This is a genomic window from Pseudomonas sp. 2995-1 (assembly GCF_002742505.1).
GTDB lineage: Bacteria > Pseudomonadota > Gammaproteobacteria > Pseudomonadales > Pseudomonadaceae > Aquipseudomonas > Aquipseudomonas sivasensis.
The window spans coordinates 480355-500808 of the sequence record NZ_LJSA01000377.1 but is presented as its reverse complement, the minus strand read 5'-3'; the positions used below and the strand labels follow the sequence as shown (position 1 = coordinate 500808).

At 58.5% G+C, this 20454-nt stretch carries 12 protein-coding genes; 1 reads left to right on the top strand and 11 read right to left on the bottom strand.

Translation table 11 applies throughout. The features are described from left to right. Positions 1-131: 131 nt before the first annotated feature. The 3 genes from AOA61_RS19510 to AOA61_RS19495 form a co-directional block, all read right to left on the bottom strand. Positions 132-4475, bottom strand: a complete 4344-nt coding sequence (locus AOA61_RS19510; RefSeq protein ID WP_143521222.1) for a hypothetical protein — start codon at positions 4473-4475, stop codon at positions 132-134. A gap of 271 nt (positions 4476-4746) precedes the next feature. Continuing rightward, positions 4747-7002: an ATP-dependent DNA helicase gene (locus AOA61_RS19500; RefSeq protein WP_099602465.1), complete on the bottom strand. Its 2256-nt coding sequence runs from the start codon at positions 7000-7002 to the stop codon at positions 4747-4749. Beyond that, the gene (locus AOA61_RS19495; protein WP_099602464.1) at positions 6999-8648 is read right to left on the bottom strand and encodes a VRR-NUC domain-containing protein; all 1650 of its coding nucleotides are present in this window, start codon (positions 8646-8648) and stop codon (positions 6999-7001) included. The genes AOA61_RS19500 and AOA61_RS19495 overlap by 4 nt, the downstream gene beginning before the upstream one ends. A gap of 187 nt (positions 8649-8835) precedes the next feature. Here AOA61_RS19495 and AOA61_RS19490 point away from each other — a divergent pair, with 187 nt between their 5' ends. After that, on the top strand, positions 8836-9060 hold the full coding sequence (locus AOA61_RS19490) for a YgdI/YgdR family lipoprotein (protein ID WP_032888446.1): 225 nt from the start codon (positions 8836-8838) through the stop codon (positions 9058-9060). A 612-nt stretch (positions 9061-9672) separates the two neighbouring features. Here the strand turns inward: AOA61_RS19490 and AOA61_RS19485 are convergent. The 8 genes from AOA61_RS19485 to AOA61_RS19450 form a co-directional block, all read right to left on the bottom strand. Next, the gene (locus AOA61_RS19485; protein ID WP_099602463.1) at positions 9673-11097 is read right to left on the bottom strand and encodes a lipase; all 1425 of its coding nucleotides are present in this window, start codon (positions 11095-11097) and stop codon (positions 9673-9675) included. A 40-nt stretch (positions 11098-11137) separates the two neighbouring features. Beyond that, positions 11138-12475, bottom strand: coding sequence for a TolC family outer membrane protein (locus AOA61_RS19480; RefSeq protein WP_099602462.1), 1338 nt, complete (start codon positions 12473-12475; stop codon positions 11138-11140). A 2-nt stretch (positions 12476-12477) separates the two neighbouring features. Next, positions 12478-13779 carry an HlyD family type I secretion periplasmic adaptor subunit gene (locus AOA61_RS19475; protein WP_099602461.1) on the bottom strand — a complete coding sequence of 434 codons (1302 nt, stop codon included), beginning with the start codon at positions 13777-13779 and terminating at the stop codon, positions 12478-12480. Next, positions 13776-15527: a type I secretion system permease/ATPase gene (locus tag AOA61_RS19470; RefSeq protein ID WP_032891486.1), complete on the bottom strand. Its 1752-nt coding sequence runs from the start codon at positions 15525-15527 to the stop codon at positions 13776-13778. The genes AOA61_RS19475 and AOA61_RS19470 overlap by 4 nt, the downstream gene beginning before the upstream one ends. Before the next feature lie 102 nt (positions 15528-15629). Then, a complete protein-coding gene (locus tag AOA61_RS19465) occupies positions 15630-15998 on the bottom strand; it encodes an AprI/Inh family metalloprotease inhibitor (protein ID WP_032891485.1) in 369 nt (122 codons plus the stop codon). A 49-nt stretch (positions 15999-16047) separates the two neighbouring features. Beyond that, entirely contained in the window at positions 16048-17481 is a 1434-nt protein-coding gene (locus tag AOA61_RS19460; RefSeq protein WP_099602460.1) for a serralysin family metalloprotease, read from the bottom strand. 367 nt (positions 17482-17848) lie between these two features. Next, positions 17849-18952 (bottom strand): P1 family peptidase, encoded by a 1104-nt coding sequence (locus AOA61_RS19455; protein WP_099602459.1) that lies wholly within the window; start codon positions 18950-18952, stop codon positions 17849-17851. Between the two features lie 9 nt (positions 18953-18961). Continuing rightward, on the bottom strand, positions 18962-20326 hold the full coding sequence (locus tag AOA61_RS19450) for an APC family permease (protein WP_032891482.1): 1365 nt from the start codon (positions 20324-20326) through the stop codon (positions 18962-18964). Between the last annotated feature and the right edge of the window lie 128 nt (positions 20327-20454).

The following is a 20454-nucleotide window of genomic DNA, read 5'->3' as shown; positions in this document are numbered from 1 at the left end:
GCATTCGTGCTACTAGGCACATTATTTATTAAATCATTGAGCGGGTGCAAATCACGCGGTATAAGTTGCATTGATTTTAAATCACATGCACGTTTACCGCATAATGCGCACCTACTCCGAAGAAAAAATATTTAAAGCTTGACAATCTTTATATTGTCGATAGACACGGTTACGTTGTTGCTGTCAGCACTGTGGCTGATATTGATCTCCAGTTGTACATTGTTGGGATTCGCCGGCGGGGTAAAATCGAAAGAAGCTGTTTTCCAAGAGTTACTGCCACCATAATAGGCTGACTGATGATTTGCGGTGCCGACAGGCGTAACGCGAAGATAGATAGTATAAGTAGTTGAAATAATAAAGTCAAAAGTGAGCCTATATCGCTGACCAACAACAAGATAGCCGTAATCAAACCTTTTATATACGCCAGTGAATGACCGTATATTGCCCGTACCCTGAAAGAACCAATTGGAACCACTACCAACAATTGAGCCCGAAGCGTTGCTTTTTATCCAGTTATTCCAATTGCGGTCATTGAAGTCAGTACTTTCAACAAAATTGTTGACTGTGTAAACCGTCCTAGGAAAACTAACCGCTTCCGCTTCATCCGCATTCGGATCATATGCCACCTTGAAATCAACCCATATTTGATTTCCATTCGGGCAACTTTTGAGCCAGCTTAACAATACAAAGTGATCGATACCTGAAGCAGATGGGTGTGCATATCCCGTCCATACATTATAGGGGTTAGGATTCGCTCCCTCACAGTGGAAAGTCAGCCAAACCTTCTTGCCAGCGACCTGCAATGGCCAAGGTGTAATAGCAAGAGAGGCATTTGCTGTCATCGCGGCGATATCCAGCGTCCCGTTATGGGCGACACCATTGATCAAAGGTCTTGGCAAGTTAGCGTCGGGTATCGGCGTCACAGTCACTGTAACCACTTGCGATGAGCGCACCACTCCGGCACGCGTTACATCGTATTTAAGCGTGAACGTCTTATTGGTATTGCCAATATTCGCGGCAATCGCAGCTGCAGGAATAGCAAATGTCACCACCCCACTGGTCAATCCGGACTTGGCTGCAATAACTGGCGAACCCGCACCGGCAGTCCCCACCATCGTGACCTTGATGCTGTCAGTGGTATACATCGGCGCATATCTCACCTCCACCGTGCCGCCATTTAATACATTCAATGGCGCCAAAGATACAGATGCGCCCGTACCGGTAGCCTGGGTTAACTTAAGTACTGGGAACTGAGCCGGCAGTGTATTGACGTTGTATTCCACCACTGGAAATACAATAGCGTCAGCCTCCGTGAGGCCAGTGCCTAACGCCGCTTTGAAATGCAGCGTCAATTTGGTGTTGTGTCCTAACTCTTTCAAGTACGACGCATAGGTTATTCCACTTTGCCACCAACCTTGACTGAACCAGGTTGCATTGACAAATGCAGCGCCACCATTCCAGTGAGTGCGGTTGTGCGCCTCTCCTCCATTCTTGAAACCTCTGAACTCAATCCAAACCGGAGAATTAGTCGCAATGAACGGCCAGTTGCCGACCCGCAGCGTCCTATTAGCCGTACCGCTCGATAGATCCAACACCTTGGTAGTTTGGTTCGCCTCAATCATTTGGATCACGGTTTTTGCCAACTCGGCTTGAGGAATCGGCGTCACCGTCACTGTCACCACCTGCGATGAACGCACCACTCCCGCACGCGTCACTTCATATTTAAGCGTGAACATCTTATTGATATTGCCAATGTTCGCGGCAATTGCAGTTGCAGGAATAGCAAATGTCACCACGCCACTGGTCAACCCGGGCTTGGCTGCAATAACTGGCGAACCCGCACCGGCAGCCCCCACCATCGTGACCTTGATGCTGTCGGTCGTGTACATCGGCGTGTATTCCACCGAGACTGTGCCGCCACTTTGTGCATTCAAGGGCGCCAGGGTCAACACCGCCCCCGTACCGGTTGCCTGGGTTAATTTTGGGACAGGAAATTCGGCTGGCAAGGTGTTGACCCGGTACTCCATTATCGGAAAAGTCAGGGCCTCAGCTTCGACCTTACTGCTACTCACCGCCGCTTTGAACTCCATCTTAAGCACAGTGCCATGACCCAACCCTTGCAGGTAGGACCGCGGTAAATTGGGTTCCACTTTCCCATTAGCGATCCAGGTCGAGTTAACCGCCGAAGCCCCGGCCCCGTTGTACACCAAGCGATCATGGTCAACGTTGCTGGCTGTTTTGCCCAGCAACCTCAACCACACAGGGTAAGATGCCGTAATAAATGGCCAGATGCCGACCGTGCCTCTGGCGTCTCCAGAAAAGCTGCTCAAGTCCAGTACCTTGGTAGCATTATTGGCCTGGTTGATTTGCAGAACTGTCTTTACCAACTCGGCGAGGGGTATCGCCTTGACCGTTACCGTCAATATGTCTGAATGAACCGTTGCACCTGCGCGCGTCACCCCGTATTGGAATGTCACGGTGGTGTCCTGGTTACGAATGTTGGCGTGAATCGCCGCTTTGGTGATATCGAACTCCACCTTCTGCAGCGCTTCATTACCGGGTTTGGCCGGAATGGTCGGCGAGCCAGCATTGCCTGCACCGATCATGGTGACCTGGATGGAGTCGGTACCCCGCATGCCAAGATAGGTCACCACCAGTTTCGTGCCGTTCTGTACCTTGAGCGGTTCCAGCGTAGCGGTCCCTGGGCCGGTCACCTGTGCTTCCAGCAAGGTCGGCGTCGGCAGCTCGCCCACACCCTGGCTCACCAGGACCTCGGTAATTTGTGAGTAACGCGGAATTTCATCGCCGCGCTTGAGCGTGTAGAAGACCGTCACCGTTTCATTCAGGTTGCTGGTCACGTAGTAGCTTTCGATGTAATGCTCGGTGGTGGCACCGTCTACGGGCACCTGCACCGGCACCTCGATACGCGCCTTCGGCCCGACCCAGTGCATCCTGATCCAGTCATCGCGTTTTGTTTCTGCAAATGGTGCAAACACTTTGGCATAGGCGCCAATATCATCCGGATTCAACTGACCACTGATCGCCTTCTCAATGATAGGTGCAGGCATCGTGCGTTGAAGCTGGCCCACAACAACTTGCAACCGCAAGGATTCCTGCGGGCGACTACCAGGGCGTGTGTGGGCGTAGAACACTTCCACCAGGTGTCCGTCAAAACGCGAAAGCTCGTCAGGGTATACGATGAACTCCATGTCCCCGTCGGGATTGGGTGGAATATCGTCGACTTCGCGACCCACCCGATGCTCGATGGTGATATCGGGGCTGCTGACCCGGAAAATCACTTCCAGATAGCCGTTTGCCGGCCAAATGGGTTGCAAGGGGAAATACACGGTTGCAGCGAAATCAGGCTCGATGTGGCCGCCCAGGTCCTCCTTGATCTGCGGCGCTGGCCATCTGACGATTTCGCCGACCACATCCAGGTAAAGCTTTTTAGAAGGCTGCTCAATCGTCCCTTGTTGAAACAAGATATGCACGCTGACGGAGCCGTCGGCAATCGCAGCCACCAGCGCATTAGGCACATTGAATGTGTAGACACCCGGCGCATTCAGCGGCCTGGTTTCTGTATAAGGAATTGAGTTCCCTTCGCGGTCCACACCCGCCCAGATCAGCGTCAGTATTGAATAGGCGACGACCTCTGCGCTGGTGATCCACGCTTGGATTTGTGCATCCAAACTGCCCAGTTCGGCCAGGTCAATCACTGTGTCGGTGCCGCTGCCTGGAAATGCCAGCCACGGCGCTTCCGGGCGGATCTGATTCAGGTGCACATCAATCAACGTTGTCGCCGACCAACGTGCCCATTCATCCGGCTGGTTACCCCCGGCGTCGCGGACCTGATAACCCACTCTTGTGTCCCGGCTGTTGCCTGCGGCACTGATAGTGGCGTAGTCAACGGTCAACGTAATATCACGGCCTACTTCGTTAGGCTGCACACGATGGAGTACCCGCTGAGACCCCCAGACCAGAATGATCAGATCGTAGGCATGCATGTGAATCCAATGGCGGATGATGATATTGACCCCTGCCAATGCATCGACTTCGCTGACGCCATTCAACAATATGGAGGGTGGAACCACATACACCAGCCCCTGGTGGCCGGGTAATATGCTATTGGGGTCACGGTCCCCAGGACGCGTCAGGCTAACCCGGTACTTGCGCTCTTCGGTAAACGACTCATTGCCACTGGCACGTCTTAATTTGCCGAATACCGGGTTGGCCCAATATTGGACGACTTTGTGCAGAGGGACGGTCAAAGGGATACGGTCCAGGTGTTCCTCACCCTCGCGAATCTGGGTAGAGGCTACGGGAACATTGCGGTTGCCCCAATAGAGATACGCAACGCTACCGGGGTTGACACCGTCTTTGGGGTTTCTGAGGTAAACAACGAAATCACCCTCCGTATGCCGAAGGCCGATACCACCGTGGGCGCCGTCAGGATCGCCTTCGAAGGGAGACTCCAAAAGCGACACTTCAATGGGGGGTAAGAGGGCTTTAGGTTTTTTTTCCGGGTCATGGCAACAGTACTCGCAGGGCGCCGTGAGGGAGGCTTACCTGCATCAAACGCTTCAAACCCTGGGTTGCCTACTGTCAGAACTAACAGGTAGCGACGGGTGGTAATGACCCGATGATTGAACAGTGTGCTCGCTATCAGCACCTGTTAATTCTGAATGAGCACGTAGTTGTGAGCGCTCCTTACTATGCTTGGCGCCAACCATACGCCGGGTCTAACCATCAGCCGACTACCCACCATTTCGGCAACAACTGGCGGACCCGTCCCTCCCCAAACCGATCATCCATCAACATCACCACTCCCCGATCGTGCTGGCTGCGGATCACCCTGCCCGCCGCCTGCACCACCTTTTGAATACCGGGATACAGGTACGTGTAGTCGTACCCCGCGCCAAAAATCGCGGCCATCCGCAGCTTCATCTGCTCGTTCACCGGGTTGAGTTGCGGCAGCCCCAGGGTGGCGATAAACGCGCCTATCAAACGTGCACCGGGTAAGTCGATGCCTTCTCCGAAAGCACCACCGAGTACGGCAAAGCCAATACCCTGGCTGTGTTCGGTGAACTGGTCGAGAAACGCCTGTCGCTCGGTTTCGGCCATGCCCCGCGATTGCTGCCACAGGGTGATGTGCGGGTGTCGTTCGGCGAGCAGTTGAGCCACCTGCTGCAGGTAATCGAAGCTTGAAAAAAACGCCAGGTAGTTACCCGGTTGCTGCCCGAACTGGCGGGCTATCAGCTCGACAATGGGGGCCAGCGAGGCCTCGCGATGCACGTAGCGGGTGGAAATTTCATCGATAATCCGCACCTGCAATTGCTCGGCCTTGAACGGTGATTCCACATCGATCCAGGCAGTGTCCGTCGGCAGGCCGAGCAGGTCGGCGTAATAGTGCCGAGGGCTAAGGGTCGCCGAAAACAGCACGCTGCTGCGGGCGGCGGTGAGCCGGGGGCGGATGAATTCGGCGGGCACCACGTTGCGCAGGCACAGGGTGGAACTGCTGCGTTTGCCGCCGAGCTGACGTTTGTGGATATCGAAGATGAAGTGTTCATTGAACAGCTCGGCGACTTTGGCAAATTGCAGCGCTTCAAAGTAGAAAGCTTGCAGGTCGCCGCTGAGGGCTTCGGGGTGGTCGTTGAAGTAATCGCCCAGGGCGCTGGTGCACAGACTCAAGGCCTGGAGCAGCTTTTCCGGACGCGCGGCGTAGGCCTGGTACGGCGCGAGCTGGTCTTTGTGAAGGGCATTCCATTCGCGATTGAGGCGCTGCAAGGGTTTCTTCAGGGGCTCGGGCGCTGTGTCGCGCAGGCCCTTGAGGCTGTACTGGTCGAGGCTTGCGCTGTACATGGAGCGTGCGCGCTCCACCAGGTTATGGGCTTCGTCCACCAGCACCGCGACGCGCCATTGGTTGAGTTGGGCCAGGCCGAAGAGCATGGCGCCGAAGTCGAAATAGTAGTTGTAGTCGGCGACGATCAAGTCGGCCCAGCGTGCCATTTCCTGGCTGAGGTAATAAGGGCATACGTCATGGGCCAGGGCGACCGCGCGCAGGTTGCGCTGGTCGAGCAGGCTTACCTTGGAGGCGGCAATGCGCGCGGCGGGCAAACGGTCGTAGAAACCCTTGGCCAAGGGGCATGAGTCGCCATGGCAGGCTTTATCCAGGTGTTCGCAGGCTTTGTCCCGCGCCACCAATTCGAGCACACGCAGTTGCAAGCCGGGGCTGCTGGTGAACAGCACCTGCGATGCGTCGAGGGCAAGTTTGCGGCCCGGGGTCTTGGCGGTGAGGAAGTACACCTTGTCCAGTTGCTGCGGCGCAAAGGCCTTGAGCAGCGGGAAGATCGTGCCGATGGTCTTGCCGATGCCAGTGGGCGCCTGGGCCATCAGGCAGCGTCCGGTGCTGGCGGCTTTGTATACCGTCTCGGCTAACGTGCGTTGGCCGGGGCGAAAGTCGGCATGGGGGAAACTCAAGGCTTGCGCGGCGGTGTTACGCGCTTCGCGGTGCTGTATTTCCTGTTGAGCCCAGCCGAGGAACAGCGTGCATTGCTGGTTGAAGAACCTCTCCAGATCAGGCGCGTGGAAGCGTTGATTGAGCAGGGTCTCGCCCTCGCCGACGATATCGAAGTACACCAGCGCCAGGTCGATTTCCGTCAACCCTAGCTTCTGGCACATCAGCCAGCCGTACACCTTGACCTGGGCCCAGTGCAATTGCCGGTGGTTGGCAGGCTGGGCATCAAGGTCGCCGCGGTAGGTTTTGACTTCTTCCAGGCGATTGGCATCCGGGTCGTAGCCGTCTGCCCTGCCCCGTACCTTGAGTTGTTGGTACTCGCTTTCCAGTGCTACTTCGTTTTGGTAGTGCGCACTGCGGCGCGACGCGACTGTGCGGTGGCCCACGATACCTTCCTGGGCGCTGGGCGTCGGGGTAAAGCGCAGGTCCAGGTCGCCGACCTTGGCCGTGAACTCACACAATGCGCGCACGGCCACGTTGTAGCTCAAGCCGGTTGCTCCGCCCAGCGCACGTAGCAGACGGTGACCGGCATCTGGTTCTCGCCACAGAACTCCAGCCAGCGCAGTTGGTTGTCCTGCAGACGGTCGCCCGGACCTTTGACCTCGATCATGCGGTAGGACTTTTGCGCAGGCCAGAACTGGATCAGGTCCGGCATGCCCGCGCGGTTGGCGCGGATGTCCAGGAGCAGGCGTTCAAACCAGTAGCGCAGGTGTTCGGCGGGCAAGCACTCCAGGGCCTGCTCTAACAGGTCTTCACTGAGCAGATTCCAGAATACGAAGGGCGATTGAATGCCCCACTTGACGGCGTAGCGCTGGCGAATGAGGGCCTTGTACCGATCATCCTGCAGTTGCTCGAAACACGCGGCGAACAGTGGGGCGCGGCGCTGGTGGAAGTCTTCGCTGTGCAAGTCGGCCGGGCCACGCTGGAACGGGTGGAAAAACGCTCCCGGCAGCGGTGCGAAGATCGCGTCCCAGCACAGCAACCCGAACAGCGAATTGATCAGGCCGTTTTCCACGTAATGCACCGGCGCATCGGGCGCGCTCAAATGAGCCTGGACGCAGTACTCCACCGACATCAAGGGTTCCGGCAGTGCCAGTTCCAGGTCCAGGCGCATGACTTCCCGTGGTCTGAGCCTGGGCAGTTTGGGCTCACCCAGCTTGCGACGCAGGCGCGGCATGACGCGCAGCAGGTGTTGCTGTTCGGCGGCACTTTCCGGTGCCTGTTGCGCGGCACTCGCCAGAACCAAGGCCTGGGCGTAGTCCTCCTGGCGCTCCAGCACGCGGATCAATCGCGCACGGGCGCCGGGGTAGGCGCAGGCACGGTAGATTTGCTCGGCCAAGGCCAACTCGGCGCTGCGCTCACAATACTGCCCCATCTGGAACAGCAGCTTGGCCCGGCGTTTTTCCAGCCAGGGGTTGTCGGTCGTCAGCGTGGCCACCTGCGCCAGCACGTCGTGCAGCGCGGTGCCGGTTTCAAACGCGTGCTGGCATTGGTGCAGGAACAGCACGCCGTGCACGTCGTCACGGCTGCGCAAACCCCGGGATTCAGCGCAGAACGCCACTTTTTCGTAGGTGTAGATACCGAGGTCCGCCAGCACGAATTCCGACCAGTCCTGGTGCAGATTGCCGAAGAACATCAACCGCAGCCGGTCACACAGGTCCATCACGGTGAGGCTGTACAGCGGTTCGGCAAGCTGCGGGCACCACTGGGCAAAGCTGCGGGTTTCGCTGAACTTCGCCGCTAGGCCCTCAAGCCAGTCGGCCTTCTTGCCTTTGGGTTGGTCGATCCACGGCTTGAACGTGCTGAGGATTTCGCCTTTTTGCAGCAAGGCGAACACCTCTTCAAAGGCCAACAGGCATTGATCATCAACCCAACCCAATTGCCGCAATGGCGTTGCAGCCGCGTGGGTACAACCGACCTCCTGATAGCTGAGTTTCCCCGCGCGAAAGTGCACGCCCTTGCGCATTACCATGCGCACCAACAACGCCTGGGACGGCTGCGGCAAGCTGTCGAATTGCTGAATGAAATGCTGTTCGTCAGGGTCCAGCAGATCGGCATAGCGCTGCCCCAGCCATTGCAGGACCTGGCGGAAGTTGTGCAGGTAATAGAGCGGGTCGTCGAGGGGGTTGGTCATAGCGCAAGCGAGTCAAATACTGGTTATGCATACAGAGTGCCGGTCCCGATGCTCTGTTGCAATCGGTAATAGATAAATGGCTCACGCAACTTTTTGTATAAAAGTGATCAGATGGTGGAGTCGATGGCGTAACATTTGCGGCCCGCAGCCGCACGCTGCGGGACTTTTCAGGGTTAAGGTAAGGGTTATGAACATGAAGAATTTGGGTCTGCCACTGGTTGCACTCACATTTCTGGTATTGGCCGGTTGCGCGACGCAAACCGTAGTGACACTGCAAAATGGCACGCAGTATTTGACCAAAGACACCCCAAACGCCAAGACCGCCGATGGCTTTTATGAGTTCACCGACATCGCTGGCAAACGCGTTCGTGTCAAAGCCGCCGATGTGGCGACGGTGCGCAAGGAAAAGTGAAGTGGTTCTTCAGTCGATATCTTTATTGACTGAGCCACCGCCATCGGGGGCAAGCCCCCTCCCACAGGGTTGACCGCGTTCCAATTTGGCCAATAGCGTCCGCTGCCCACTGATGCGCAAGGAAGACTGATTCTCCGCTGCCAACATTGATCAATTGTGGGAGGGGGCTTGCCCCCGATGGCGATCTTCCAGTCAACATCTCCATTGACTGAACCAACGCCATCGGGGCAAGCAAGCCCCCTCCCACAGGGTTGACCGCGTTCCAATTTGGCCAATAGCGTCCGCTGCCCACTGATGCGCAAGGAAGACTGATTCTCCGCTGCCAACATTGATCAATTGTGGGAGGGGGCTTGCCCCCGATGGCGATCTTCCAGTCAACATCTCCATTGACTGAACCAACGCCATCGGGGCAAGCAAGCCCCCTCCCACAGGGTTGACCGCGTTCCAATTTGGCCAATAGCGTCCGCTGCCCACTGATGCGCAAGGAAGACGGATTCTCCGCTGCCAACACTGCCCAAATGTGGGAGGGGGCTTGCTCCCGATGGCGATCTTCCAGTCAACATCTCCATTGACTGAACCACCGCTATCGGGAGCAAACCCCCTCCCACCGTTTTAACTGATGACAATCCCCTCCCCCGACAACCCAACCACTCCCACCAGCGTCACTGAATCCCCGCCAAAACTGATCACGGTATCTCCGCCCACCACCTTGGCGTGATCACGATAATCGCCACTGCTCTGCACGTCCGTAAACACCAATTTGTCCGTTGGCTGATAACCAATAATCCGGTCCTGGCCAAACTGCCCGCTGAATAAAAACGTGTTGTGCCCACTGCTGTCGCGGATCGTGTCGTTACCCTTGCCGGCCTCGATAAAGTCCGCGCCCTTGCCGCCCTGGATCAAGTCATTGCCAGCGCTGCCAATGATGAAGGTGTTGCCTTTGTGGGGCTCGGCGTTGCGATTGAGGTCCTGCACCCACGTGTTGGCCCGCGCAGGCTCCGACAGGTTGGCGACAATAATCGTCGAGTCGCGAGTCATCACCTCATAGAACCCGGACTCCAGAACACGCGTCATGCCGTCGCCATATCCGGTGGGCAAATGGGAGATCCAAGTCGGCAGGTTGGTGATGGAAAACGGCAGCACGTTCCACAGCGTCGAGGCGTAATGGTCGTTGAAGCTGACGATATTGTCGGTGGTCGATTCATGGGGCTTGTCATGCACGCCCAACGACGACCAGTTGACGGATGAGCCGTCCAGCGCACGGAAAACCGGATCGTTTTCATAGCCGACATTGAGCACCTTGTCGCCGCTGCTCTGGGTCGGCGAGGCGTAGGCCACATAGTTGGCGTCCTTGAAGAAGCCCGCCCATTTACCGTTGCTCAAGTCCGCCATGCTGTTCACCGCAAGGCCACCCAGGCTGTGGCCGCTGACTACCACGTCGTGGCCGCTGAGGCCGTGGGCACTGGCGTAGTCGGCGATGTTCTTGAGCAAACCGCCGAAGGCTTCGCCGGCGTAGTTTTTCGCGTAATCCTTGGGCCCCAGGGCCGCGAGCAGATCGCTGACCAGATCGCCGATGGAGTCGCTGATCAGGCTTTCCCGCGGGCCTGAAGTACCACGAAAACCGATGCCGATTTCCAGCAGTTTGCCGGCGTCATCGTACTTGCCGAGCACTTCGACCTGGGCCGTGGTGTAGCCCGGTTTTTCGCCAAAGAAGGTGCCCCTGGCGTCGACCTTGCCGGTATAGCCCAGGGCGCTGGCGCTGATAGGTGTCCAGCCGGCTTGTTGCACGGCCTCCAGGGCGGCTTTTTCCGAGTCGGGGTTCCAGGGAATGCCGGGGATCACGCCCTGGGAATCACTGCTGCCCAACAGCGCGCCGACCAGGGTAGCCGGCAAGCCAAAGCCCAGACCGTTGTGCTGATAACCCACGGCAAAGCCGTTATCCAGGTTGTGGTAGGTGTACAGCGTGATCGCCATGGCATCGGCGAACAACGCTTTGGAGCCTTCGGCGCCCAGGTTTTTATAGTCGAATACACCCATGGTACTGCCTCTCTTTTGTTGGAGTTGTCGAGAAAGCTGGTTAACGCTGTGCGGGCCCGAACGCTTCGTCCACCTTGGCCAGATCGGTGTCGCGCAAGTTGCCGGCGTAGTAATGCAATTTGGTCCAGGCCATCAAATAGTCATAGCGAGCCTGGGCGAGGTCGCGACGGGTGCTGTACAGCTGCTGTTCGGCATTCAATGCATCGAGATTGACCCGTTCACCGCCGAGGATGCTCTGCTTGGTCGACACCACCAGCGCCTCGGCCGACGCCAGCGCCTTTTGGTACGCACGCAGCTTGCTCACGCCCGACAAACAGGCACTGAACTGCCGACGCAGTTCGATCAGGGTTTCCCGAGTCTTGCCCTCCAACTCGTACTCTGCCTGCTCCATGGCGCGACTGGCCTGGCGAGTAGAGGCCGATATGCCGCCACCCGCGTACAGCGGCAGGCTGACTTCCACGCCAATGGTGTTGGTGTCATAGCGCTGGTTGTAGGTGTTGCCGCTGTCGGACTCCTGCTGGCGTGAACTCGCGTATGCCGTGACCTTGGGCAGATGCCCGGCGCGATTGCGCTCCACTTCGTAGCGCGCCACCTCCAGGGCCTGGCGTTGAGACGCGAGGGTGGGGTTATTACTGATTGCCAGTTCATGCCAAGTGTCGTAATTGGCCGGGCTCAGGGCGAATGCGGCGAAATCCTGGTTCAGCGGCGCCAAGTCGTGGATGTTGACGCTCTGCACGCCGATCAAGGCGCCCAATTCCCTTAACGACGCGTCTTGTTCGTCCAGCGCTTCGATCTCTTCGGCGGTGGCCAGCTCGTAGCGCGACTCGGCTTCGAGAATGTCGGTACGGGTGCCCTCACCCTGCTGGAATAGATGCTGGTTCTGCTGAAACTGCTGCTCGAAGGCCTTTTTCTTGGCTCGGGCGATGTCGATCTGGTCCTGGGCGAACAGCGCTTGGGTGTAGTAGGTCAACACCCGCACCAGCAGCGCCTGGCTCTTGTCACGAAAACTTTCGTCGGCAAACAACGCCTGGGCCACGCCTTTGCGGTAGTTGGCATAAGCCTCGTAGTCAAACAGCGGTTGTTGCAGGCTGAAGGTGGAACCGTAGCTGTTGTAGTTGCGGTCGTCGTGATAATTGCCGCCGCGCCCGTCGGGCAAGGTGGCCTGAGAGTTGTTGCGGCCCTTGTTGTAGTTGTACGACAGCTTGGGCAGCAAGCCAGCACGGCCGATGGTGCGGTTTTCCAGGCCGGCGTCGCGCTCCTTGATCGCGCCAAGAAACACCGGGTCGTTGCGCAGGGCTTGCTCGTAGACATCAAACGGGCCCATGGCAGCCTGGGCACTGGCGCAGCAGAACAACAAGGCAATAAACACAGGTTTCATGTTCATTCCTCGGTCAACGCTGAGCCGGCGCGATCCAGCAGCGGTTTGAACAGGTAATTGAGCAGCGAGCGCTCGCCCGTACGCACGAACATCTCGGCGGGCATCCCCGGCTTGATCACCAGACCCTGGAGTTTTTCCAACGCTGCCTCGCTCACCGTGGTACGCAGCACGTAATAGGGCGCACCGGTTTTCTCATCAAGCATTTGGTCAGCAGAAATCAGGCTGACCTCCCCCGGCACGCGCGGCGTACGGCTCTGGTTGAACGCGGTGAAGAGAATATCCACCGGCAAGTGCGTGCCGACCTTGTCCACCAGATGCACCGGTAGATGCCCTTCCACCTCCAGGCGTGTGCCTTGGGGCACGATCTCCAGCAGGGTTTCACCGGCACGCACCACAGCGCCTTCGGTGTGCACGCCGAGGTTGACCGCGATGCCGTCGGCCGGCGCATTGATTTCGCTGTGTTGCAGGTCGAACCCGGCAGAGGTCAGTTGTTGCTCCAGGGTCAGGCTGCGCAGTTGCGCGTCGGCCAATTGGCTGCGCACTTCCTTCTGATACTCCTCGCTGTGCTGCTGCAACTTGAGACGCGACTCGACGATGCCCTGCTCTACCCGGCCGCTTTCCCCGGTGTTTTGCGCCAGGTCTTGTTGCACTTGGGACAATTGGCGCTGGTACTCCATCAGCCGATTGCGCGGGATGTAGCCGTTGTCGGCCAAGGGTTGCAGGTTGCTCAGTTGATCACGCAGGGATTGGGCCTGGGCGGTCAAGTCGCTGCGGGCACGACGCATGCCGCCGAGTTGCGCGGTGGCGCCGTCGATATTCGCGCGAATGCCGGCTTGCTCGCGGGCGAAGGCCTCGCGGCGGCTGCTGAACAGCTGACGCTGGCCTTCGAGCACCAAGGCCAAGGCCGGCTCGGGATTGCTGCTCAGCTCGGCGGGAAAGGTGATGGCGGATTGATTGTCGCGCTCGCTCTGCCAACGCGCCACACTGGCCCAGGCCATACGGTACTGGGCTTGCAGCGATTGCACGTCGGCCTGGTTCTGGGTCTGGTCGAGACGGAACAGCGGCTGGCCCTGTTTCACCAGCTCGCCTTCACGCACCAGAATACGGCTGACCACGCCGGGGCTGAGGGTTTGCACAGCCTTGCGCTTGCCGGACACCACCACCGTGCCTTGCACGGGAATCCCTTGATCCAGGGGCGCGAGGCTGGCCCACAGAAAGAAACCACCGGCACCGACCACTGTCAGCAGCCAGCCCATGCGGGCGAAAAAACCCGCGTCGCGTTGTTCGAAAGTGATGCTGCTCATGCGCCTGGATTCCTTCCGGCTTGATACTGACGACTGAAACTCACACCCGGTTTGTCCTTCGGCGCTTCCTGCTGGCCAGACAACGCCCTAAGCACGTCCTGGCTTGGCCCGAACGCCTGCAAACGGCCTTCGTTGAGCACCAGCAACTTGTCGGCCTGGGCCAACGCAGAAGACCTGTGAGTGACCAGCACCACGCTGCTGCCCTGGGCTTTCATCTGCACAATGGCAGTGGCCAAGGCCGCTTCGCCCACGGTGTCGAGATTGGAGTTGGGTTCATCCAGCACAATCAACCGTGGCCCGCCATACAGCGCACGGGCCAGGGCCACGCGCTGCTTCTGGCCGCCGGACAGGCCGCCACCGTTATCCCCCAACACCGTGTCGTAGCCTTGGGGCAGGCGCAGGATCAGTTCATGCACGCCGGCTTGTTGTGCGGCCTTGACGACAAGCTCAGGGTCCGCCTCGCGAAAGCGCGCAATGTTGTCGGCGATGCTGCCGCTGAACAGTTCGATGTCCTGGGGCAGATAGCCAATGTGCGGGCCGAGGTCGTCGCGGTCCCAGCGGTGTATGTCCGCGCCATCCAGGCGCACGGTGCCGGCCAGGGTCGGCCACACGCCCACCAGCACACGGGCCAGGGTGGATTTTCCGGAGCCCGAGGCACCGAGCACGCCGAGCACTTCGCCCGCTCCCAAGGTAAAGCTGACTTGATGCAACGTCGCCACGCGCTTACCCGGCGGGCCGGCACTGACCTGCTCGAAGCTGACTTGGCCCTTGGGTGCGGGCAGTTTCATCTGCTCCACTTCCGGAGGGAACTCGCGCAGTAATTCGTCCAACCGCTGGTAGGCCAGCTTCGCCGAACTCCATTGCTTCCACACCGCAATCAACTGGTCGATGGGGCTGAGCACACGGCCCATAAGGATCGAACCGGCGATCATCATGCCTGCTGTCATATCTCCCCGGATCACCAGCAGTGCGCCGAGACCGAGTACCAGTGATTGCAGGCATAGCCGCAAGGATTTGCTCAACGAGGTGATCACCGAACCGGTGTCACTGGCCTTGTTCTGCAGGCCGAGGAACTGCGCATGCACCGCAAACCAGCGCTTGCGCAGCGCGCCGAGCATGCCCATGGCCTGGATGGTTTCGGCGTTGTGCAAATGGCTGGTGGCCAGTTGCGTCGACTGTTGGGAGAAACCACTGGCCTCACCCAATGGCTTCTTCGTCAGGTATTCGTTGAGGCACGCGAGGCCGATCAACAGCACAGCACCGGCGGTGGCCAGCACTCCAAGCCAGACGTTGAACAGGAAAATCACAAACAGGTAGATCGGAAACCACGGCGCATCAAAAAACGCGAACAGCGCCGGCCCCGTGATGAATTGGCGGATATGGGTCAGGTCGCCCAGGGATTGCCCGGCGTGCCCCTGGCCGCGTTGCAGATTGCGTTCGAATGCGGCCTTGTACACGCGTAAGTTGAAACGCCGTTCCAACTGACTGCCGATACGGATCACGATGAAACTACGGATCACTTCCAAGGTGCCAATAAACGCAAAGAAGCCCACGACCATCAGCGTCAACATCACCAGGGTGGTTTCGTTCTGGGAGGACAGCACGCGGTCGTACACTTGCAACATGTAAATCGACGGCACCAGCATCAGCAGGTTAATTAATGCCGTGAAACAGCCAACGCTGATCAAGATGCTCTTGTATTCACCCAGCGCCTTGAATAAGGGCGCTACCGCAAAGGGCTTGGCCATATGTTCTGATCTTCCTTGAGCCAAATTTCGCGCATAAGTTGCCCGAGCCCCTGATAAAGGCCGGCCAACTAATAAAATCGAGTTATAAAGTTATAGCGATAACTAAGGCATTCGTTTTAATTCAACCACGACGCCCGCCTGGGTGCGGGCTTGATACTCCCCGTCTTTCTGGCGATTCAAATGAGTGATCCCGCTGCCTTCGGCATTGAATAGCCAGATACCGTCCGGAGTGGGCGACCAGGTCAGAGGGGTGTCGCCCAGCCATTGGGCGGCACAGGCCACATCACCGCTCAACGCGTTGGCCTGTTCGAGCAGGTCGAGGGCGCACACCTGATCCTGCTGGTGCAGTTGCCAATGCCCGGCCAATTGAGCGCTGGAAGGTAAAACAAGACTGCTCGCCATTGCGTGGGCTCCTGCCGACACGAACATCACCTGCAATACGCAGGCGATAAAGTTGAAAAAACGCTGCATCTTCACGCTCCATCCTGGAGGCGCGACGCCGAGACGCCGCGCCTTTGTATCACGCCACGATGTCGCTGACGGCTGCCTGGCCTACGGTGGTGACGAGGAAATCCGCCACGCCGTGCCCGGAGAAGTCGACGGCCAACGTACCCAGATTGGTACCGGCTGCGTAGGTCAATACCGCGTCGCCGGCATGCCCGGTGAACGCGTTGACGAAGGTCAGGCCAGCACCTTTGGTGATGCCGCTGAGGTCGATCTTGTCCGAACCCGAGGTGAAGTCAAAGATCTTGTCCGCCGCCCCTGGCTTGGAGTCGGAACTGGCACCGAACACAAAGGTGTCATTGCCGGCGCCGCCCCACAGTTGGTCCGCACCGCCAGCACCGTAGATAAGGTCGTTGCCGGCCCCACCCTTGATAATGTTGGCGGCGTTGTTGCCGATGATCAGGTCATTACCCGCACCACCGAAGGCGTTTTCGACCGTCACGCCCTTGGCGATGGACACGTTGCCCACCAGGCCGCCTACGTCGGAGAACGAGGCTTCATGGAGGTTGATCTTCTGGTTCTGAGTGAAACCGGAGAAGTCCAGGATGTCGTTGCCGCCACCGTCCCACACCGAGAACACCAGCTTGTCGGCGTTGGAGGTAGCGCTGAGGAAATCACGCCCGGTGTTGGAATTAAAGCCGTAGGTGGTGTCGCCGGCGCGTGTGTTGTAGTTGGCGCCGTATAGCTTCTGGATTGCTGCGATGTCGTCGATCAGCGGGCCGGAAGCGTAGGCCTCGACGCCGCCTTTGCTGAAGTTCTGGTTGGTGTTGCTTTCGCTCCAGTAACTCATGAGGCTGTAGCCGCGCGTGTCCTGTCCATAGGTCGCGTCTTTGTAAGTCGGCGCGCCTTCGCCGGCGTTGTAGTCGCCAGGGTGAGCCAGGCCGAGGGTGTGGCCGATTTCGTGGGTCAGGGTCTGCCGGCCGTAGTTGTTCAGGTCCGGAGTCTTGTTAGGCGTGTAGCTGTTGTTGGTCAGGTACCACGAGGTGCCGTCGTAGCCTGCACCGGTGCCGGGCAGGTAGGCGAAGGCCGCTGCGCCATCCTGGCCGCTGCTGTAGTTGCCGAATGTCATGTGGCCGTCACCGCCGGTGGCTTTCTCGGTGAAGGTGACGTTGGCCACGTCAGACCAGGATTGCATGGCCAGTGCGGCCTGTGCTTTCTGCTGGGCGTTGAACTGGCTGAAGCCCGAGATGCCATGTTTGTTCATGGTGCTCGACGACGCCGAGGTCAGGAAGGTGTAGGTAAGGTCGATCTTGCCGTTGCCGTCAAAGTCCCGGTACGCGGCGCCGTCGCGCAGCAGCTGGGTGGCGGCCTGGTCGACGGTGTAGGACGGTTTGCCGTTGATCGTGAGGTTGCCGCCACGGTCATACAGATGGCTGAAGCTATCGATTTGCGAGTAAGCGGTGCTGGCTTGCGCCGCCGACACGATAGCCTTGTCTTTTACTTTGGACATAAACGTACTTCCTTGTTTGCAAGTGCATCAGTCTTTGATCGATAGGAACCCCGCGGGCGAGATCGTCCTATCACTCGCCTCTTTTGAAGGCGTAAGAAAACTGACACAACTTGAAATCTTTCGTCTACATCTATTTCCGCCGTAAAAAAGTAGCAAACTGCCAACTAGTGAAACTTTTGTGCCGGGTTTATTGGGGCAACTTGGTTTTGTCCGACAAAAAGCAGCGGGCACGTATTTAAATATTAAATAACACCAATGCCGCCCAAGTTGAGCGGCACAGTTAATAATTGGATCCACTATATTGCCATGGTGTCATTGGCAACATTAAACAGCCATTACTCTAACTAATAATAGGCGTTGTCCCCCATTACCGGGACACACTCCACCCCGTATCGTGTAATGCCTGTAACAGCGTCTCGCCCATCAAACCCGGAACTTGCACGCCATCGTCGGTGCTCATGGTTTCACCCGCCAGAATGGCGTTGATGATTGCCTCTTCCACCGCCTCTGCCGCGGCGCTGAACAGCGGCGAAATGTGGTCGTTATTGACCATCTGCAACGCACTGCTGAACGGCAGGCCCTTGCGGCCGTAATCCGCGGCAGGCAGGTCCTGGTTCCCGGTGGCGAAAGCCAGGAACAGATCGCCACTGGAATCTTCGGTGCCGCCGCCGGTACGGGCGATGCCGATGGAGGCGCGTTGCGCCAGACGCTGGCATTGATGCGGCAGCAACGGCGCGTCGGTGGCCAGGATCACCACAATGGAGCCCATGCCCGGGGTACCACGCTCGGCGAAGGGCGATGGGATGTCCATCAACCGGCGTCCCACCGGATAGCCATCCACCCGCAGCTCCTGGCGCTTGCCATGGTTGGCCTGGACCAGCACGCCGACGGTCCAACCGCCCTGCTCCGCCGGCAAACGCCGCGACGCCGTGCCGATACCGCCCTTGAATTCATGGCAGATCATTCCGGTGCCGCCACCCACCGCGCCCTCTTGTACCGGACCGGCTTCGGCGTTGACGACGGCTTCGCGCACATGTTCGGGTTTCACATGTTGGCCCCAGATATCGTTGAGCAGGCCGTCATAGGTCTCCATCACCACCGGCATGCACCAGTACACCGCCGGGTCCGCGAGGCGCTCGCGCTCCAGGGCGATCAACGTGTCGCGCACAATGCCGATGCTGTGGGTGTTGGTGATGGCCAGCGGTGTGGTCAGCAGCCCTGCTTCACTGATCCACTCCAGGCCCGTGGCATCGCCATTGCCATTGAGCACGTGGTAGCCGGCGAAGCAGGGTTGCTGGCGCGCTTCCCCGGCGCGCGGCTGGATCACCGTCACACCGGTGCGCACTTGCTTGCCATCGATACGGGTGTTGAGGGTACTGTGGCCCACCCGCACGCCCGGTACATCGGTGATGGCATTCAACTCACCGGGTGTGCCCAGCCCCAAAGTGATGCCCAATTGACGTGCGCGCATAACCGCTCCTTACAATTTCTGGAAGACCGGACTCGACCGGCCGCTGATGCAATAGAAAATCACCGACAAGGCCAGCAAGCCGAGGATGATCATGATGTCGCGCACAGACGCCGCGTAGATCAAGGTCACCAGCAAGTAACCTGCACCGATGACAGCCAACAGAGCCGGCAACGGCCACAGCGGCATGCGATACGGGTGTTCGCGGTCGCGCAGCAACACGCGGCTCATCAACGCGCTCAACGCCACTACCAGGTACACCAGCATGATCAGCAACACGCTGAATGAGGTGAGGTCCGCCAGGTTGGAACTGAAGCTGAGCAGCGCCGACGGGATCGCCAGGAACAGCGTCGCCAACCAGGGCGAATCCCAGCGCGGGTGAATGCGGGTGAATAGTGTGTTGATGGTCGGCGTCCACAGCGCATCGCGCCCGCTGCTGAATACCACGCGGCCGATCTGGATCACGATGGCGACAATCGCGTTGAACACCGAGAGGAAGATCCCGGCACTGACCAAGCGCGACAAGGTTTCATTGCCGTGGCTGGTGAGCAAGTAGCCGATGGGGTCTGGGCTGCTGATCATTGCGCTCAGGGACGGCGCGCCGATCAGCAGTGCGGTGATCGGTACCAGTTCGATCACCACCACCAAGCCCAGGGACCACAACACGGCCTTGTGCACGCCTTTGCCGCCGCACTTCATGTCTTCGGCCAGCAGCACTGCGGGGCCGTAGCCATTGTAGGAAAACAAACCTATGCCCACTGCACCGATCACCAAGGCCCACGGCGCGAGATGCAGTACGCCGTTTTCGACGATCTGGGGCTGGAACAACACACTCGCCGGCTGCACCGGGTTACCAAACCCGATAAATACGATCACCAGTAGCGCCGCCACTTCCAGCAGCAAACAGGTGCCGGTAATCCAGGCATTGAGCTTGATATTGAGAATGCCCAGGGCGTAGCTGCACACCACAATCACCAGGGCGACGGTTTGCGAGTCGAACGTCGTGCCCAAAGCGTTGTTGAGATAGGTCGCGGCCCCGGTGGCCAATACCGGCGGGATGAATAGCAACATCACCAGCACCGTGAGAAAGGTCGCATAGCCAGCCATGCCACCGAACACACGCTTGGCGTACACATATTCACCACCAGCACTGTTGTGGGCGCGACCCAGTTCGGCATAACAAAACGCGAACATCAGCGCGAGCAGGCCGGCCATCACAAACGCCAGGAACACACCACTGCCCGCCTGCTGGATGGCAAAGGGCGCGATCACAAACACGGAACTGGCCGGCGTCACTGCGGAAACGGTGATGGCCACTACATCGAAAACGCTAAGGGTAGGTTTCAACACGCCGTCGGGCGTGGGGGAAGTGCTCATATCGTTATCCTCTGTCGTTGTTCTTGGTGTGAGGCAGAAACGAAAAATGATGTTTTTCGGGATATGTTTCCCGTTGGATGATGAAGACGTTATCGCCCAGGAGCTTGTCAGCCAATTCCCCTATTGGC

What these genes read in the sequence shown, in the direction of transcription:
- AOA61_RS19495 (WP_099602464.1), bottom strand. Translation starts at nt 8,648, where the DNA reads ATGACCAACCCCCTCGACGACCCGCTCTATTACCTGCACAACTTCCGC.
- AOA61_RS19490 (WP_032888446.1), top strand. Translation starts at nt 8,836, where the DNA reads ATGAACATGAAGAATTTGGGTCTGCCACTGGTTGCACTCACATTTCTG.
- AOA61_RS19485 (WP_099602463.1), bottom strand. Translation starts at nt 11,097, where the DNA reads ATGGGTGTATTCGACTATAAAAACCTGGGCGCCGAAGGCTCCAAAGCG.
- AOA61_RS19480 (WP_099602462.1), bottom strand. Translation starts at nt 12,475, where the DNA reads ATGAAACCTGTGTTTATTGCCTTGTTGTTCTGCTGCGCCAGTGCCCAG.
- AOA61_RS19475 (WP_099602461.1), bottom strand. Translation starts at nt 13,779, where the DNA reads ATGAGCAGCATCACTTTCGAACAACGCGACGCGGGTTTTTTCGCCCGC.
- AOA61_RS19470 (WP_032891486.1), bottom strand. Translation starts at nt 15,527, where the DNA reads ATGGCCAAGCCCTTTGCGGTAGCGCCCTTATTCAAGGCGCTGGGTGAA.
- AOA61_RS19465 (WP_032891485.1), bottom strand. Translation starts at nt 15,998, where the DNA reads ATGCAGCGTTTTTTCAACTTTATCGCCTGCGTATTGCAGGTGATGTTC.
- AOA61_RS19460 (WP_099602460.1), bottom strand. Translation starts at nt 17,481, where the DNA reads ATGTCCAAAGTAAAAGACAAGGCTATCGTGTCGGCGGCGCAAGCCAGC.
- AOA61_RS19455 (WP_099602459.1), bottom strand. Translation starts at nt 18,952, where the DNA reads ATGCGCGCACGTCAATTGGGCATCACTTTGGGGCTGGGCACACCCGGT.
- AOA61_RS19450 (WP_032891482.1), bottom strand. Translation starts at nt 20,326, where the DNA reads ATGAGCACTTCCCCCACGCCCGACGGCGTGTTGAAACCTACCCTTAGC.